Raw genomic sequence first — 16,786 nt, forward strand, 5'->3', positions numbered from 1 at the left:
GGGTCCGGGCGGATAACCCGTTCGGCTTCCGGGTACGTTGCGGGCAGGCCACCGTGGCTGTCCGTCGAACGTGGAAGAACTACGATGGACCCGGCGCCTTGGGCGTCCCGACCCGTACATGAGCGTGCTGCGCAACCTCGAGAGCAGGATCGCCGGCCTCGTCGAGGGCACGTTCGGCCGTGTCTTCAAGACGGAGGTCCGTCCCGTCGAGCTCGCGCGCAAGCTCGCGAAGGAGATGGACGAGCACCGCACCGTGTCCGTCTCCCGCACCTACGTCCCGAACGAGTACGTCGTCTGGCTCTCGCCGCAGGACCGCACCCGCTACGAGGGGGTCGAGGACGAGGTCGCCGGGGAGCTGTCCGCCTACCTCCTCGAGCACGCCCGCCGCGAGCGGGTCTCGCTCGTGTCGACCCCGAAGATCCAGTTCCGCACCGACGAGGCGCTGCAGCTCGGCGAGTTCGGCATCCAGGCGCGGCTCGTCCGCCCGGCGTCCGAGCCCGAGGCGCCCGCCGCACCGAGCGGGCGCGGCGGCCGCCAGGACCCCGCGGTCGAGCAGGGCGACCACGGCCACACGATGGTCTACTCGAGCGCCGCGCGCGTGCAGGAGACGCTCGCCGAGGAGCGCGCGTCCGCCGCCGCGCTGCCCGTGCGCCGCCGCCGGGCCTTCGTCGTCGCCGAGGGCAAGCGGATGCTCGTGCCGTCCGGCGGGGCCGTCGTCGGCCGCAGCCGCGACTGCGACATCGTCCTCGCGGACGCGAACGTCAGCCGCCGCCACGCGGAGATCCGCTGGGACCAGAACGCCGGCGAGTGGACGATCGCCGACCTCGGCTCGACGAACGGCGTCCGCGTCGGCGGCCGTCGCATCACCGGGCCGACGTCGATGGGCGACGGCGAGCGCATCGAGCTCGGCACCGTCCCGATCGGCTTCGAGGTCGAGAAGTGATCCTCGATCCCATCAGTGTCGCGCTGAAGTACGGCTTCCTCGCCGTGCTCTACATCTTCCTGCTGTGGGTCTCGCGCAGCGCGATGAAGGACCTGCGTCGCGGCGGGCAGGGGCAGAGCTGGACGCCGGGCGGTGGCAGCCCCGTCGGCGACGAGGGGACGTCGATCCACGCGGCGGCGGGCGGCAACGCCGCGGCCCTCGACCGGCTCGACCCGCGCCTCGTCGTCGAGCGCGCGCCCGGCCACACCCCGGGCATGGAGTACGAGGTCGGGCCCGGCGCGATCCTCGGCCGCGGCGACCAGGCGGAGATCCGCCTCGAGGACCCGTTCGCCTCCTCGCGGCACGCCCGGCTCACGCGGCAGGGCGGTGTCGTCATCCTTGAGGACCTGGGATCCACGAACGGCACCTACCTCAACGAGGAACTCGTCGGCGGCCCGCAGCCGCTGCACCCCGGCGACCGCGTGCGCATCGGCGACAGCGAGTTCACCTACCTGGACGCCGTCGACTGACCATGCTGGGCATCGCCAAGGACTTCTACGCGGACACCGACCAGGGCCGCCAGCGCCGGGGGAACGAGGACTCGCACTTCGCGCGGCGCCCGCTGTTCGCGGTCGCCGACGGCATGGGCGGCGCGCAGGCGGGCGAGATCGCCAGCGGCATCGCCGTCTCCGTCTTCGAGCATGGCGTGCCCGACGGCGAGGGCTCGGTCGAGGAGCGGCTCGCGTCCCTCGTCCAGGACGCGAACGCCCGCATCCACGAGCTCTCGCGCAGCGACGAGGAGCGTGCCGGGATGGGCACGACGCTCACGTCGGCCTACCTCGACGAGGACGAGCTGTCGATCGCCCACGTCGGCGACTCGCGCCTGTACCGCCTGCGCGACGGCGTCATCGAGCGGCTCACGCGGGACCACTCGCTCGTCGAGGAGCTCGTGCAGGAGGGCCGGCTGACGCCCGAGGAGGCCGAGGAGCACCCGCAGCGGTCGATCATCACGCGCGCGCTCGGCCCCGAGCAGCACGTCCTCGTCGACCACTTCACCCATCGCGTGCGCGCGGGGGACGTGTACCTCATCTGCTCGGACGGGCTGACGTCGATGGTCCGCGACGAGCACCGGCTCGCCGAGCTCATCGAGGGCTCCGCGACGCTCCGCGAGGCCGGCCGCACGCTCATCGACGCCGCGAACGCCGCGGGCGGCCGCGACAACATCACGGTCATCCTCTTCCGCATCGAGGAGATCGGCGCCGCGGGCGGGGCGGGCGGGCCTGGGTCAGCGACGACCGCGGCCGCCGGCGGGCCGGGCACGGCGCCGGCGACCGACGACGACCGCACGATGGTCGGCGCGACCGCGCCGCGCAGCGAGGAGGTCCGCGCGGCCCTCGCCGCCTCCGGCGCGCGCACATCCGAGGGACCCGCCGCGACGGGCGGCCGCCGGACCGGCGGGGCCGTCGCCGAGGCACCCGCGCGGCGCATCCCGCGGACCCCCACCGGGCCGCCGCCGAAGCGCCGCCGCCGGGGCCGCAAGGCCCTGCGTGTCCTCGTCGTCCTGCTCGCGATCGGCGTGCCGATCGTCGGCGGGGCATGGGTCGCGAGCCAGTCCGTCTACTTCGTCGGCACGGACGACGACGGCTTCGTCACCCTCTACCGCGGGATGCCGTACGACCTGCCGGCGGGTGTCTCGCTCTACAGCGTGAACTACACCTCCGGCGTCCCCGCGAGCGCGCTCACCGCGAAGGTGCAGGACACGGTCACCGCGCACAAGCTCCGCTCGCGCGACGACGCCGCCGACCTCGTCAAGCAGATCGAGCAGGGCAAGCTGGTCGGGCAACAGGGCGGGCAATGACCCGCGCTGCGCGCTCGCACGGCCTGGCGCGAACCCGCCCGGGGGCTGGTTCGCGGGAACCTCGGCGAGCTGTGACGTCGTGAGCGCGCGCACCCGCGAGCTCTTCGCGTTGATCCCCGCCGCGCTGCTGCTCAGCGCCGGCTTCGCCGCCATCTTCCTCTCGCGCGGCGACCTGCTCGGCGGCCTGCACGGGACGAACCAGGTCTCCGACGTCTCGCTGACCTACGGCGGGATCTTCCTCGGCGTCTGCGTCGGCGCGCACCTCGTCCTGCGCGTGGCGCTGCCGGACGCCGACCCGTACCTCTTCCCGCTCGTCGCGCTGCTCGCGTCCTTCGGGCTCGTCGAGATCTACCGCATCGACGCGGACCTCGCGCGGCAGCAGGCGACGTGGTTCGTCATCGGCGTCGGCGCGATGGCGGCGACGATCGTCATCCTCCGCGACCACGGCCGGCTCGAGCGTTACCGGTACACGATCGCCCTCGCCGGGATCGGCCTGCTGCTGCTGCCGCGCCTCTTCACGCCGACGAACGGCGCCTACCTCGCGATCCAGGTCGGCTCGATCTCGATCCAGCCGGCGGAGTTCGCGAAGATCGCGATCGTCGTCTTCCTCGCGAGCTACCTGCGCGACACGCGGCAGGTCCTCGTGCTCGGCGCCCGCCGCGTCCTGGGCGTCACGATCCCGCCGCTGAAGCACTTCGGGCCGCTGCTGCTCGTCTGGGGTACGGCGATGCTGCTGCTCTTCTTCATCCGCGACATCGGCTCGTCGGTCATGTTCTTCGGCGGCTTCCTCGCGATGGTCTACATCGCGACCGACCGGCTGTCGTTCGTCGTCATCGGCCTGCTGCTGTTCATCGGCGGCGCCGATCTCGTCGCGGGCCACATCGGCCACATCGCCGACCGCGTCGAGGCGTGGCACCACCCGTTCCTCGAGTCGAACTTCCGCCCGTCCAACGGGGTCGGCGGCAGCTATCAGCTCGCGCAGGGGCTCTTCGCCCAGGCCGACGGCGGGATCTTCGGCAAGGGCTTCGGCGGCGCCGTGCTCGAGCTGCCTAAGGGCCAGTGCGGCCCGACCGCCCAGCTCTGCACCCTGCTGCCGGCGCCGCACACCGACTTCATCTACGCGGTCATCGTCAACGAGCTCGGGCTCATCGGCGCCTGCGGCCTGCTCTGCGTCTACCTGCTGGTCTGCCAGCGCGGCTTCAAGATCGCGATGCTCGCCCGCGACTCGTTCTCCAAGCTCCTCGCCGCGGGCCTGACGACCGTCTTCGCGCTCCAGGTCTTCGTCATCGTCGGCGGCGTCACGAAGGTCATCCCGCTCACCGGCGTCACGCTGCCCTTCGTCTCGTACGGCGGCTCGTCGGTGCTCGCGAACTTCGTGCTCCTCGCGTTGCTGCTGCTCGTCTCCAACCGGGCGAGGAGGGAGGCGTGAACAAGCCGATCGGCCGCGTCTTCGTCGTCGTCATGCTCATGTTCGCCGTGCTCGTCGGCGGGACGTCGTGGTGGACGGTCGTCGACGCCAGCTCGCTCAACCACGACCACCCCGGGCAGAACCAGCGCGCGTTGCTGCGCGGGCTGAAGGTCCGGCGCGGCGTCATCCGCGCGGCCGACGGTCAGGTCATCGCCCGCTCGGTGAAGAACAGCGAGGGCATCTACTCGCGGCGCTACCCGCTCGGCAGCCTCTTCGGGCACCCGGTGGGCTACTCGTACACGAACCTCGGGCAGTCGGGCCTGGAGGCGAGCTACAACGAGGACCTCGCCGGGAAGATCAGCGACGTCGACTCCCTCCTCGGCGGCCTGACCGGCAAGGACCAGGGCGGCGACAACCTGCAGACGACGCTCGACCCGGCCGCGCAGCGCCAGGCCGAGCAGCTCATCGCGGCCGCCTCCCCGGTCGACGGCGGGGCCGCCGTCGCGCTCGACCCGCGCAACGGCGACGTGCGGGTCATGGCGTCGGTCCCCGGCTACGACCCGAACGCGGTCCGCCAGAAGGGGGCGCTGGCGAAGCTCAACACCGACAACCTCCGCAAGCCGCTCGTCAACCGCGCGCTGCAGTTCGGCTACGCGCCGGGGTCGACGATGAAGGTCGTGACGCTCACCGCGGCGCTGGACTCGGGGAAGTTCGACATCAACACCCCGGTCGACGGCCAGAACAACGTGAAGATCTCCGGCGTCCCGCTGCGCAACGACTTCGACGAGAGCTTCGGCTCGATCGACCTCGTCACCGCGCTCGCGAAGTCCGTGAACACCGTCTTCGCGCAGGTCGCCGAGAAGGTCGGCAAGAAGACGATGCGCGAGTACATGGAGCGCTTCGGCTTCGACAAGAAGCCGCAGCTCGACTACCCGAAGGACGCGATGTCGGTGCCCGGCGTCTACATCGGCGGCAAGCTCGTCAAGCCGACGAGCGACAAGGTCGACATCGGGCGCCTCGGCATCGGCCAGGACGGCCTGCAGGTCCCCGCCCTGCAGATGGCCCAGGTCGCGGCGGCCGTCGCGAACCGGGGCACGCTCATGAAGCCCCACCTCGGCGACCGCCTCGTCGACCGCGACGGGCGCACGACGAGGACGATCGACCCCGAGGTCCAGTCGAAGGTCATGTCCGAGCGGACCGCCGCCGCGGTGACGACGGCGATGCGGGCCGTCGTCGAGCGCGGCACCGGCACTCAGGCGCAGATCCCCGGCGTCGCGGTCGCGGGCAAGACCGGCACGGCGGAGACGACCGTCGGTGCCGGCACCAAGAACAAGCTGTGGTTCATCGCCTTCGCGCCGGCGGACAACCCGCGCATCGCGGTCGCGGTCACGGTGAACAACGTCGTCGGCTTCGGCGGCGACGTCGTGGCGCCGATCGCCAAGCAGCTCATCCAGACCCTGCTCAACGAGAAGAAGAACTGACGCTCCATGACCGGTCGCCCTGTGGAAGGCACGATCATCGACGGCCGCTACCGCATCCTCAACCGGCTCGGCTCGGGCGGGATGGCCGACGTCTACTGCGCGGAGGACCTCCAGCTCGGCCGCAAGGTCGCGCTGAAGATGCTCTACCGGCGGTTCGCCGAGGACGGCGAGTTCGTCGAGCGCTTCCGCCGCGAGGCGTCGTCCGCCGCCGGCCTGCAGCACCCGAACGTCGTCGGCGTGTACGACCGCGGCGAGGAGGACGGGACGCAGTACATCGCGATGGAGTACCTCGAGGGCCAGACCCTCAAGGACATCGTCCGCGATGGCGGCCCGCTGCCGCCCGCCCGCGCCGTCGACCTCGTCGAGCAGGTCCTTAAGGCCGCCCGCTTCGCCCACAAGCGCGGCATCATCCACCGCGACCTCAAGCCCCACAACGTCATCGTCGACGCCGAGGACCGCGCGAAGGTCACCGACTTCGGCATCGCGCTCGCGGGGGCGAGCGACATGACGCAGACCGGGTCGATCATGGGGACCGCCCAGTACCTCTCGCCCGAGCAGGCTCAGGGCGAGCCGGTCGACGCCCGCAGCGACCTCTACTCCGTCGGGATCATGCTCTACGAGCTGCTCACCGGCAGCGTCCCCTTCGACGGCGACAGCGCGGTCTCGATCGCCCTGAAGCAGGTGAGCGCCGCGCCGGTCCCGCCCTCCCAGCGCAACCCGGCGGTGACGCCGGCGCTCGAGCGCGTCGTCCTGCGCGCCCTCGCGAAGGACCCCGCCGACCGCCCCCAGGACGCGGAGGCCTTCATCGCCGAGCTCGAGGCCGCCCGCCACGGGCTCCCGGCCGCGCCGGCGACGATGGCGACGGCGTACGTCCCCCCGGCCCCCGACACGTACGGCAGCACGTCGAGCTACGAGCTCGCCGCAATGTACGGCGTGCCGACCGAGCCGCCGCCCGCGGTCGTCCGCGAGCCGCTGCCGCCCGAGGACCGCGAGGGCCGCTGGTGGGTCGGCCTCCTCGCGGCACTCGTCGTCGTCGGCCTCGTCGTCGGCGCCGTCCTCCTCCTCGCCGGGGGCAAGAAGGTCACGGTCCCGGCGGTCGTCGGCGCCGACCAGGCGACCGCCGAGATCAAGCTCCGCGACCAGGGCTTCTCGACCGACACGGTGACGAAGACCGACGACCAACCGAAGGGGACGGTCCTCGGGCAGTCCCCCGGCGCGGGCGCGAAGGTGAAGAAGGGCACCACCGTGACGCTCACCGTCAGCGACGGCCCGGGCCAGGGGATCATCCCCGACGTCACCGGCAAGGGCCGGCGCGCGGCGTACAAGGCGCTGCGGGCCGCCGGCTTCAAGGTCACCGAGCGCGAGCAGAACGACGACACGGTGAAGAAGGACCACGTCATCTCGACGAGCCCGCCGGTCAACTCGCAGTTCGACCGCGGGCAGACCGTCATCTCGGTCGTGTCGCTCGGGCCGTCGAAGGTCGCGGTGCCGCAGCTCACCGGCTCCACGCTCGACGAGGCCCAGGCGGCGGCGGACGACGCCGGGCTGAAGCTCAAGGTCACCGAGCAGGACTCGACCGACAAGGATCCCGGGACGGTGCTCGCACAGGATCAGGCCGCGGGCACGATGGTCGCGAAGGGGACGGTCGTCACCATCACCGTCGCGAAGAAGCCCGACGCGACCGCCGTCCCCGACGTCACGGGCAAGACCGCGAGCGACGCCGTCACCGAGCTGTCGGGGGCGGGCTTCAAGGTCGTCCAGAAGCAGCAGGACGTCGCGACGCCCGACCAGGACGGGACGGTGCTCAAGCAGGATCCGGCCGCCCCGAAGACGCTGAAGCCGGGCCAGACCGTGACGATCACGATCGGGTCGTTCAACCCGGACCTCAACCCGGAGCCCGGGACGACCGGCACGACGCCGACGACGACCACGACGACGACCGGCACGACGCCGACGACCCCGGGCACGACGCCGTGAGGGTCGCGGTCCTCGGCGGCGGGCGCTCCTCGGAGCACGACGTCTCGCTCGCGAGCGCGGCCGCGGTTCGCGGCGGGCTCGCGGCGGCGGGGCACGACGTGCTCGACGTCGAGCTGCGCCGCGACGGCACGTGGTGGCACGAGGGGACCGAGGTCGCGCTGCGCGCGGCCGGCGGGCTGCTCGGCGCGGACGTCGTCTTCCCCGCCCTCCACGGGCCGTTCGGCGAGGACGGCACGGTCCAGGGCCTGCTCGAGGTGCTCGACGTCGCCTACGTCGGCTCCGGCGTCCTCGCGAGCGCGGCCTGCATGGACAAGCTCGTCTTCAAGGACCTCATGGAGCGCGCCGGCCTCGCCCAGGTCGCCTACGCGGTCGCGCTCGTCCACGCGCGCGACGAGGTCGACGTGTCCGGGCTCGGCCTGCCGTGCTGGGTCAAGCCCGCGCGGCTCGGGTCGTCCGTCGGGATCGTGAAGGTCAAGGCCGCCGACGAGCTCGAGGCGGCGCTCGACGTCGCCTTCGCGCACGACGGCCGGGTCATCGTCGAGGCGAGCGCGCCCGAGGGGGCGCTCGAGGTGGAGTGCTCGGTCCTCGGGCCGACCGAGGCGCCCGAGGTGTCGGTGGCGGGCGAGATCGTCATCGAGGGCGAGTGGTACGACTACGAGGCGAAGTACACGCCGGGCGGCATGGAGCTCGTCGTCCCCGCTCGCATCTCGCCCACGGCCGCGGCGCGGGTGAAGGCGCTGGCGGCGCACGCGTTCACGGCGGCGGGCTGCAGCGGCCTCGCGCGGGCCGACTTCTTCGTCAGCGGCGAGGACGTCCTCCTCAACGAGCTGAACACGATGCCGGGCCAGACCGAGACGAGCGTCTACGGCAAGCTCTGGGCCGCGTCGGGCCTGGCGTACCCCGATCTGCTCACGCGCCTGTGCGAGATCGGGGTGGCCCGGTACCGCAGCGAGCGCGCCGTGCGCCACTGAGCGGGTCCGCGCCAGACATCGGCACGGGATGAGATTCGTCACATCCGTCACCACGCAGACGCAAACATGGTTGCAACGCGCCCGGAAGACCCATAGCTTCTTCCCTTACGGCTAGGGATGGCCCGAATAACCCAATTGTCAGATCAATAGTTCGCACCGGGATCGGGGGATCACCAATGCATCGCAAACTCACGGTCGCAGCCACCGCTGTGGCTTTCCTCGGCGTGCCCGCCATGGCACACGCCGCCACCCAGACCGTCTTCATGGGGACGCCCCCAAGCGCGCAGAAGGCGCTCCAGAAGGCCGGCGCAGACGCCAACCAGTTCTTCCCGACCGCGATCAAGGTGCACGTCGGCGACACGGTGAAGTTCACGCCGGTCGGCTTCCACTCCGCCGAGTTCCCTGCGGCGGGCAAGGCGCCCACCGGGCTGCTGGCGCCCGCCGGGACGGTCTCCGGGGCCAACGACGCGGCCGGTAACCCGTTCTGGTTCAACGGCCTGCCGCAGCTCGGGTTCGCCCCGCCACTTGTGACGAGCGGCTTCGGCAAGAGCTTCACCGTCCCGAGCGCCAACGGGGTCCGGAGCGGCCTGCCCTTGGTCAACAAGCCGAAGCCGATGAGCGTGAAGTTCACCAAGGCCGGTGTCTACACGTACTACTGCAACGTGCACCACGGGATGAAGGGCACCGTGTCCGTCGTGGCCAAGGCGAAGAAGGTCCCGACCGCCAAGGCCATCGGGCTGCTCGTCAATGCGCAGGTGAAGGCCGCCAAGGCGATCGCCGCGGCGCTCCCGAAGACCCCGGTCCCGGCGAACACCGTCCTCGTCGGACCCGAGAAGGGCGGCGTGACGCTCTACACGTTCCTGCCCGGCACGCTGTCGGTGAAGCCCGGCACGACGGTGACGTTCACGATGCCGGTGAACGCCCGCGAGGACCACACGGCCTCGACCGGGCCCGGCGACCCGAACGACCAGAAGGTGAAGTCCTACCTCGGTGACCTGGCCGCGGGCTTCAACGCCCCGGTGATCCCGGGTCAGGCGACGTACTCGAGCGAGGCGCCCGGCACGACCGCGTCGCTCTCGCCGACGCTCCACGGCAACGGCTTCTGGAGCAGCGGTGTCATGGACGCCGTCGCCGCCAGCCCGCCGGCCCAGAGCTCGACGGTGACGTTCTCCACGGCGGGCACGTACACATTCCACTGCCTGATCCACACGTTCATGCACGGGCAGGTCGTCGTCGGGTGAGGCGACGCCTCGCGCTCGTCGCCGGCGGCCTGCTCGGGGCGGTGGCACTCGCCACCGCCCCGGCGGCCTCGGCGGCGACCCGCGAGTTCTGGGTCGCCGCCACGCCGGTGACCTGGAACGCGATCCCGAACCAGCGGGACGCGATCGAGAACACGACGTACGACCCGTCGCAGACGGTCTTCCCGACGACGGTCTACCGGCGCTACTCCCCGCACTGGCGGCGCCCGCTCGTGAACACGCCGTTCTCGGGCAACCAGAACCTCATCCCCGGACCGCTGCTGCGCGCGGAGGTCGGGGACCGCATCGAGGTCCACTTCAAGAACCTCGACCCGATGCAGCCGCACTCGATGCACTTCCACGGGGTGAGCTACAAGCCGAGCTCCGACGGCGCCTACCTCCCCGGCTTCTCCGGCCGCGACGCCGACGTGAAGTTTGGCCAGGTGTGGACGTACCGGCTCACGGCCGGGCCCGACTCGTCCGGGGTCTGGCCCTACCACGACCACTCGCCGTCGATGGACATGTCGATCGCCGGCGGGATGTACGGGATGCTCTCGATCCGGGACAAGGGGCAGCCGGCGCCCGACCGCGAGTTCGCCGTCGTCTTCGCGCCGTACGGGCAGTTCCAGTCGATCGACGGCCGGGCGTTCGTCGGCAACACGCCGGTCTTCCACGCGCGGGTGGGGGACGAGGTCCAGTGGGACGTCATGGGCATGGGCTCCGAGCACCACACCTTCCACGTGCACGGCCACCGCTGGAGGGACCGCGGCATCAACAAGGACACGCAGACCGTCGGCCCGGCCGAGTCCTTCCGCATCCGCTGGAAGGAGGACGCCCCCGGCACGTGGCTCTACCACTGCCACGTCGAGGCGCACATGATGGCCGGCATGATCGGGATCTACCGGGTGGCGCCCCGGTGAGGCGCCGCCGGCGGCTCGCGGCGGCCGTGCTGGCCGGCGCGGCGGGCCTCGCGCCCGTCGCGGCGCGGGCGCAGGAGCACCACATGCCCCCGGCCGGGCCGGCGGTGTCGATCGGCTACGTGACGTACGGTCCGGCGCGCGTCGACGTGCTCGTCGGCGAGCCGGTCACCTGGACGAACGACAGCGTCCGCAAGCACTCGGTCACCGCGGACGACGCGAGCTTCGACTCCGGCGCGCTGTTCGGCGCCGACCACTTCACGCGCGTCTTCGCCGCCGAGGGCGAGGTCGCCTACCACTGCGTGTTCCACGCCGGCATGACGGGCGTCGTCGGCGTCCACGAGGTCATCCTCGACGCGCCCCGGCAGGAGGGGGCGCCGAACCGGCCCTATCCCGTCACCGGGCGCTCGGCGCTGCCGGCCGGGACCGACGTCGCGATCGAGGCGGACACCGGGGCCGGCTTCGTGCCGGTCGCGGCGACGAGCGTCGGGCTCGACGGCAGCTTCGCGACGACGGTGAGGCCGGTGACGTCCGGGCAGCTGCGCGCGGTCGCCGCCGGCGCGACGAGCCCGCCCGTCGGGCTGCAGGTCCTCGACCACCGCATCGCGTTCACGGTCCGGCGGACCGCCCGCGCGGACGTGCTCACCGCCACCGTCACCCCGGCGGCGCCCGGCGGCACCGTCGTCCTGCAGCTCGACCTGCGCGAGCACTTCGGCTGGTGGCCGGTCCGGACGCTGCGTCTGGACCGCCGCGGTCATGCGGTGGTGCGGCTCCCGCGCCGGCCGCGGGCGCGGGCGCGGATGGTCCTCACCCTGAGGGACGGCGCGACGCCGCTGGCGGTCAGCCCGCCGAGGACGGTCGGGCGACCGGGCGCATGACGCGCTGGTAGAGCCGCACCTCGGAGATCGCGACGCTCTCCTTGCCGGGCGGCAGGGACTGGATCCAGATGAGGTAGTAGCGGAAGGGCGTGCCGTCGAGGTCGACCGTCGTCTTCCGGTCGGCGCGACCGATGTCGCCGATCGCCTTCCAGCCCGGGTCGGTGATCGCCTTCGGCGGCCCCTTCGTCGCGCCGTAGATCGTCCCGCGCCACCCCGGGGTGGGGGAGTCGATCTGGAGCTTCACGCCGTTCGCCGAGGGGTGCGCGTCGACGTAGATGCCGACGCCCGGCTTGCCGCTGAGGGTGCCGCCGCGGTAGCTCTCGGTCGTCCACGCGGTGTTCGGGTCACCGTCGACGACGTTGCGCACGTCGGCCGGGTGCTCCTGCTGGTCGCCGCTGGGGTCGTAGTCGTGCGCCGCATCCTGGGAGAACGACACGCCCTTGATGCCCGGCTCGCTGCGGGCGGGCGGGTCGGCGGCGTTCCGGGTCCCGCGTGAGGTGTTGTCCTTCAGCGCGAGGACGAGAACGACCGCGACGGCGGCGGCGAGCGCGAGGACGGCGAAGATCCGCGTCGGGTGCGCGACGCTCGCCGGGACGCGGCGGCGCGTCTTGGCGGGGAGGGACTTGAAGACGACGGTCGCCTCGCCGGTGATCTGCCCCGAGCGGGCGAACTCGATCGAGAGGACCTCCTCGAGGTCCGCGGCGAGCTCGCGGTCGTCGGCGTAGCGGCGGTCGAGGTCCTTCTCGGTCGCCTTGTCGACGACGGCGGCGAGCGCGCTGGAGACCTCGGGGCGGCGGATCTGGACGTCGGGAAGGTCCTCGCGGACGTGCTTCATCGCGACGGCGACCTGGCCCTCGCCCTTGAAGGGGACGTCCCCGGTGAGCATCTCGAAAAGGACGATGCCGAGCGAGTAGAGGTCGCTCTGGCCGGTGACGGCGTGGCCGAGGGCCTGCTCGGGCGAGACGTAGTCGGTCGTGCCGAGGACGCGGCCGTCCATCGTCAGGCCGGCCTGGTCACGGGTGCGGGCGATGCCGAAGTCGGTGACCTTCGCCGAGCCCTCGCCGTCGATGAGGACGTTCTGCGGCTTGACGTCCCGGTGGACGATGCCCTGCTCGTGGGCGGCGCCGAGCGCGCGGGCGATCTCGATGGCGTAGGCCACCGCCTCGCTCACGGGGAGCTTCCCGAGCCGGCGGATGCGGTCCTTCAGCGTCTCGCCCTCGACGTACTCGAAGACGATGTACTGCGTCCCGCCGTCCTCCCCGGCGTCGATCACGCCGACGACGTGGGGGTGGCTCAGCTGCGCGACGGCGCGCGCCTCGCGGCGGAAGCGCTCGAGCTGGTCGGCGTCCCCCGCGATGTGGTTGTGCATGACCTTGATCGCGACCTGGCGCTCGAGGGTCGTGTCGAAGGCGCGATAGACCGTCGACATGCCGCCCGTGCCGATCTTGGCGTCCAGGCGGTAGCGGCCGGAGAGGAGGGTGCCGACGGCGGCGGTCACCATTCGTATTCTGCGGGTTGGCCGGTCATCGGGGGGGCGAGTCGGGGCGGATCCTCCCCGACTTCGACGCAGGACGGGCGCTCCCTACGTCACGGTACGCCCTGCAGGCGAGATTCCACGCCGATCGACCCGGAAAACACCGCGAGACCCGACGAGCGTCCAGCAGGTGGACGCGTATCGGGTCTCGGCGGGGAGGGGTCAGTGGGCGAGGGACGGCGCGACGCCGACGGCGCGCTCGACGGGGCGCGCCGGGAGGAGCAGCCCGCAGACGACCAGCCCGAGGGCGAGGATGCCCGCGGCGACCCAGAACACGGTCGTGTAGCTCTCGATCGACGCCTGCGCGAGCACCGCGGGGGTGGGGGCGCGGCCGTCGAGGTAGCCGGCGGAGGCGCTCGCGGCGAGCGTGCTGAGGAGGGCGGTGCCGACCGAGCCACCGACCTGCTGCATCGTGTTGACCATCGCCGAGCCGACGCCGGCGTCGCGCGGGTCGACGCCCGCGGTCGCGCTGTTGATCGCCGTGGCGAAGATGAGCCCGAGGCCGGGGCCCATGATGAGCAGGGCCGGGAGGACGCCGCCGGCGTAGTGCGAGCCGACCTCGAGCTGCGCGAGGTAGACCATGCCCGCGGCGCCGAGGGCCATGCCCGCGACGATCATCGGGCGGGGGCCGTAGTGCGGCACGAGGCGGGTCGTCGCGACGGTCGCCGTCAGCATGATCGTCGCCGTCATGGGAAGGAAGGCGAGGCCGGTCTGCAGCGGCGAGAGGCCGAGGTTCTGCTGGAGGAAGTACGTCAGGAACAGGAAGACGCCGAAGATCCCGGCGCCGGCGAGGGCCAGCGCGAGGAACGCCCCGCCGCGGGTGCGGTCCAGGACGATGCGCAGGGGCAGGAGCGGGTGGGCGACCCGGCGCTGGAGGGCGACGAACGCCGTGAGCAGGACCGCCGCCGCGGCGAGCGTGCCGATCGTCAGGGGCGCGCCCCAGCCGGCGGTCTCCGCGTGGGAGAAGCCGTACGCGAGGCCGAAGAGGCCGGCGGACGCGGTGAGGGTGCCGGGGAGGTCCAGGCGCGGCTTGTCCGCGGGCACCTGGTTGTGGAGCAGGGTCACGGCGCCCGCGGTTGCGGCGGCGGCGAAGGCGAGGTTCACGTAGAGGCACCAGCGCCAGGAGAGGTACTCGGTGAGCACGCCGCCGAGGAGCAGGCCGACCGCGGCGCCGCTGCCGGCGATCACGCCGAAGACGCCGAAGGCGGTGTTGCGCTCCTTCTCGTCGGTGAAGGTCGTCGTGAGCAGCGAGAGGGCGGCGGGGGCGAGCAGCGCGCCGAAGGCGCCCTGGAGCGTGCGTGCGGCGACGAGGACGCCGAAGGACTGGGCGGCGCCACCGGCGGCGGAGGCGACGGCGAAGCCGATGAGGCCGACGATGAACGTCGTCTTGCGGCCGAAGAGGTCGCCGATGCGGCCGCCGAGCAGCAGGAGGCTGCCGAAGGCGAGGGCGTAGGCGGTGACGATCCACTGACGGTTGTCGTTCGAGAAGTGGAGGGCCTGCTGCGCGGACGGGAGCGCGATGTTCACGATCGTCGCGTCGAGCACGACCATGAGCTGCGCGAGGCCGAGGATCCCGAGGATCGCCCAGCGGCGCGCGTGGTGGGGGTTGGGGTGATCGGGGTGCACGAGAGCCTCGGTGATGGGGGTTGCGGTGGAAGTGGAGGGGTGGCCTCAATGTGGAGAGTAAGTCTCCGCTTCGGTGTGCGCGGAGCGTAGCAACAAGCGGAGAGGATGTCTCCACTTCTTGCTAGCGTGTGCTCTGTGCCATCCGTCACACGCCCCCTCCGGCGCGACGCCGAACGCAACCGCCTGCGGATCCTCGAGGCCGCGCGGACGGTCTTCGCCGCCCGCGGCCTGGAGGTCTCGCTCGACGACATCGCCCGCGAGGCGGAGGTCGGCGTCGGGACGGTCTACCGGCGCTTCCCGGACAAGGAGGCGCTCATCGACGCGCTCTTCGAGCAGCGCGTGGGGGACTTCGCCGCGATGGCCGAGACCGCCCGGGCGACCGAGGACCCGTGGGAGGCGCTCGTCACCTTCCTCGAGGGCGCGGTCGGGATGCAGGCCGAGGATCAGGGCCTGAAGGAGCTCCTGCTCAACACCGCCCGCGGCCAGTCGCGCGTCGCCTCGGTCCGCGCCCAGATCGCGCCGCTCGTGGCCGAGATCGTCGAGCGCGCGAAGGCGAGCGGGACGATCCGCGCGGACGTCACCTATGCCGACCTGCCGCTCATCACCATGATGCTCGGGGCCGTCGCCGAGGCGAGCCGCGAGGCCAACCCGGAGCTGTGGCGCCGCTACCTCGGCCTCGTCCTCGACGGGCTGCGCCCGCAGCGGACCGCGCCGACCCCGCTGCCGCAGCCGGCGCTGGAGGACGAGGGCCTGGACCGCGCGATGGCCGGCTGGCGGCCGCCGCGGCGCTGAGCGCGCCGCCGCCCCGTCTCAGCGCAGGGCGCCGAGGAGGGCCGCCACGTGCGCGCGCGTGCAGGCGGCGCCCCCGGCGGCCAGCGGCCGGGCGTTGACGCGGACGTCGAGGAAGGCCCGCTCGCCGGCGTCCGGGTTGCGGGGGAAGGGGTCGCCGAGGGCCTGGGTCCACAGCCCGCGGACGGGTGTCGCGTCCGCGGGCGCGGCCCACGAGGCCCACGCGCGGTCGCCGGCGGCGTGCTGCCCGAGGGTCAGGCCGGGACCGGCGGGCGGGAGGAGCGGCCGCAGGTGCTCGCGGACGCCGATCCGCGCCGGCGACCGGTCACCGCCGGCGGACACCGTGAGCGCCGCCGGACAGCGGCCGCCCGCGCGCAGCCGCACGACGGGCAGCCGGTGCAGCGCGGTCCGGCCCGTCACCCGCCACCCGCGCGGGAGCGTGAGCCGCAGCGCGAAGGGCAGCCGGGCGGCGGGGCCCGGCCCGGCTCCCGCCAGGGTCACGATCCCGCTGAAGGGGGGCGGCAGGGGCGCGAGCAGCAGCGCCCGGCGGAGGAAGCGGGCGAAGGCGGCGGCGCCGCCGAACGTCAGGTGCACGCCGTCGGGCTGGAACCAGTCGGCGTGGCCGGCGCTGTAGCGCACCCAGTCGAGCACCGTCACCCGGCCGTCCGCGCGGGCGCCGGCGTCGCGGACGGTCGCCGCGTCCTGCCCGGAGCCGCCGCCGAGCTCGATCGGCGTGACGAGGACGAGCCGGCGGGTGTGGCCGACGATCGCGAGCGCGGCGCGGATGTCCGCCTTCGTCACCGAGCCGTCGGCGCCGAGGGCGACGACGACCATCGGCGGCAGCCCGTGGTGGTCGCGCAGGTGCCGCAGGAGCGCGAGGGCCTCGGGGAACTGCCGGCACCCGTGGGCGTTGACGGCGAAGCCCGCCCGGGCGAGCGAGGGCAGCGCGAGCAGCATCGTCGAGTCGCCGACGGCCAGCGGCGCCGCCGGGCGGTGGGCGGGACGGGCGGTCTGGACCCCGCCGCAGCCGGCGTGGGCGGACGCGACGGGACCGGCCGCGAGGAGGACGAGCACGGCGGCGAGGAGCCGGCGCGCGGTGGCCACTGCGGTCGGACGGGGACGGGCCACGGCGCGGATCGTAGGGCGGCGCACCGCGCACCGCCACCCGGTCCCGGGCGGGGTAGGGT

14 protein-coding genes are annotated in these 16,786 nt (G+C 72.9%); 11 read left to right on the plus strand and 3 right to left on the minus strand.

What is annotated here, in order from left to right:
• Window positions 1-118 precede the first annotated feature (118 nt).
• The 10 genes from NBH00_RS00060 to NBH00_RS00105 all read left to right on the plus strand — a co-directional run bounded on the left by NBH00_RS00060 (window position 119) and on the right by NBH00_RS00105 (window position 11,650).
• The gene (locus NBH00_RS00060) at window positions 119-943 is read left to right on the plus strand and encodes an FHA domain-containing protein (protein ID WP_254571320.1); all 825 of its coding nucleotides are present in this window, start codon (window positions 119-121) and stop codon (window positions 941-943) included.
• Entirely contained in the window at window positions 940-1,452 is a 513-nt protein-coding gene (locus NBH00_RS00065) for an FHA domain-containing protein (RefSeq protein ID WP_254571321.1), read from the plus strand. The genes NBH00_RS00060 and NBH00_RS00065 overlap by 4 nt, the downstream gene beginning before the upstream one ends.
• A gap of 2 nt (window positions 1,453-1,454) precedes the next feature.
• Window positions 1,455-2,780: a Stp1/IreP family PP2C-type Ser/Thr phosphatase gene (locus tag NBH00_RS00070; RefSeq protein ID WP_254571322.1), complete on the plus strand. Its 1,326-nt coding sequence runs from the start codon at window positions 1,455-1,457 to the stop codon at window positions 2,778-2,780.
• 79 nt (window positions 2,781-2,859) lie between these two features.
• Window positions 2,860-4,209, plus strand: coding sequence for an FtsW/RodA/SpoVE family cell cycle protein (locus NBH00_RS00075; protein ID WP_254571323.1), 1,350 nt, complete (start codon window positions 2,860-2,862; stop codon window positions 4,207-4,209).
• Window positions 4,206-5,669: a peptidoglycan D,D-transpeptidase FtsI family protein gene (locus NBH00_RS00080; RefSeq protein ID WP_254571324.1), complete on the plus strand. Its 1,464-nt coding sequence runs from the start codon at window positions 4,206-4,208 to the stop codon at window positions 5,667-5,669. Before NBH00_RS00075 ends, NBH00_RS00080 begins: the two co-directional genes overlap by 4 nt.
• A gap of 6 nt (window positions 5,670-5,675) precedes the next feature.
• Entirely contained in the window at window positions 5,676-7,646 is a 1,971-nt protein-coding gene (pknB, locus tag NBH00_RS00085; protein WP_254571325.1) for a Stk1 family PASTA domain-containing Ser/Thr kinase, read from the plus strand.
• Window positions 7,643-8,617 carry a D-alanine--D-alanine ligase family protein gene (locus NBH00_RS00090; protein ID WP_254571326.1) on the plus strand — a complete coding sequence of 325 codons (975 nt, stop codon included), beginning with the start codon at window positions 7,643-7,645 and terminating at the stop codon, window positions 8,615-8,617. The genes pknB and NBH00_RS00090 overlap by 4 nt, the downstream gene beginning before the upstream one ends.
• Before the next feature lie 233 nt (window positions 8,618-8,850).
• Window positions 8,851-9,858 carry a cupredoxin domain-containing protein gene (locus NBH00_RS00095; protein WP_254573760.1) on the plus strand — a complete coding sequence of 336 codons (1,008 nt, stop codon included), beginning with the start codon at window positions 8,851-8,853 and terminating at the stop codon, window positions 9,856-9,858.
• Window positions 9,855-10,775: a multicopper oxidase domain-containing protein gene (locus tag NBH00_RS00100; RefSeq protein ID WP_254571327.1), complete on the plus strand. Its 921-nt coding sequence runs from the start codon at window positions 9,855-9,857 to the stop codon at window positions 10,773-10,775. The genes NBH00_RS00095 and NBH00_RS00100 overlap by 4 nt, the downstream gene beginning before the upstream one ends.
• Window positions 10,772-11,650, plus strand: coding sequence for a cupredoxin domain-containing protein (locus NBH00_RS00105; protein ID WP_254571328.1), 879 nt, complete (start codon window positions 10,772-10,774; stop codon window positions 11,648-11,650). The genes NBH00_RS00100 and NBH00_RS00105 overlap by 4 nt, the downstream gene beginning before the upstream one ends.
• On the opposite strand, the gene NBH00_RS00110 is transcribed toward NBH00_RS00105, so the two are convergent.
• A complete protein-coding gene (locus tag NBH00_RS00110) occupies window positions 11,613-13,148 on the minus strand; it encodes a protein kinase domain-containing protein (RefSeq protein ID WP_254571329.1) in 1,536 nt (511 codons plus the stop codon). The genes NBH00_RS00105 and NBH00_RS00110 overlap by 38 nt on opposite strands.
• 198 nt (window positions 13,149-13,346) lie before the next feature.
• Window positions 13,347-14,810 carry an MFS transporter gene (locus NBH00_RS00115; protein ID WP_254571330.1) on the minus strand — a complete coding sequence of 488 codons (1,464 nt, stop codon included), beginning with the start codon at window positions 14,808-14,810 and terminating at the stop codon, window positions 13,347-13,349.
• Between the two features lie 135 nt (window positions 14,811-14,945).
• On the opposite strand from NBH00_RS00115, the gene NBH00_RS00120 reads away from it, so the two are divergent.
• Window positions 14,946-15,602 carry a TetR/AcrR family transcriptional regulator gene (locus NBH00_RS00120; RefSeq protein WP_254571331.1) on the plus strand — a complete coding sequence of 219 codons (657 nt, stop codon included), beginning with the start codon at window positions 14,946-14,948 and terminating at the stop codon, window positions 15,600-15,602.
• An 18-nt stretch (window positions 15,603-15,620) separates the two neighbouring features.
• On the opposite strand, the gene NBH00_RS00125 is transcribed toward NBH00_RS00120, so the two are convergent.
• On the minus strand, window positions 15,621-16,727 hold the full coding sequence (locus tag NBH00_RS00125; RefSeq protein ID WP_254571332.1) for an SGNH/GDSL hydrolase family protein: 1,107 nt from the start codon (window positions 16,725-16,727) through the stop codon (window positions 15,621-15,623).
• Window positions 16,728-16,786 lie beyond the last annotated feature (59 nt).

The organism is Paraconexibacter antarcticus, from assembly GCF_024220175.1.
GTDB lineage: Bacteria > Actinomycetota > Thermoleophilia > Solirubrobacterales > Solirubrobacteraceae > Paraconexibacter > Paraconexibacter antarcticus.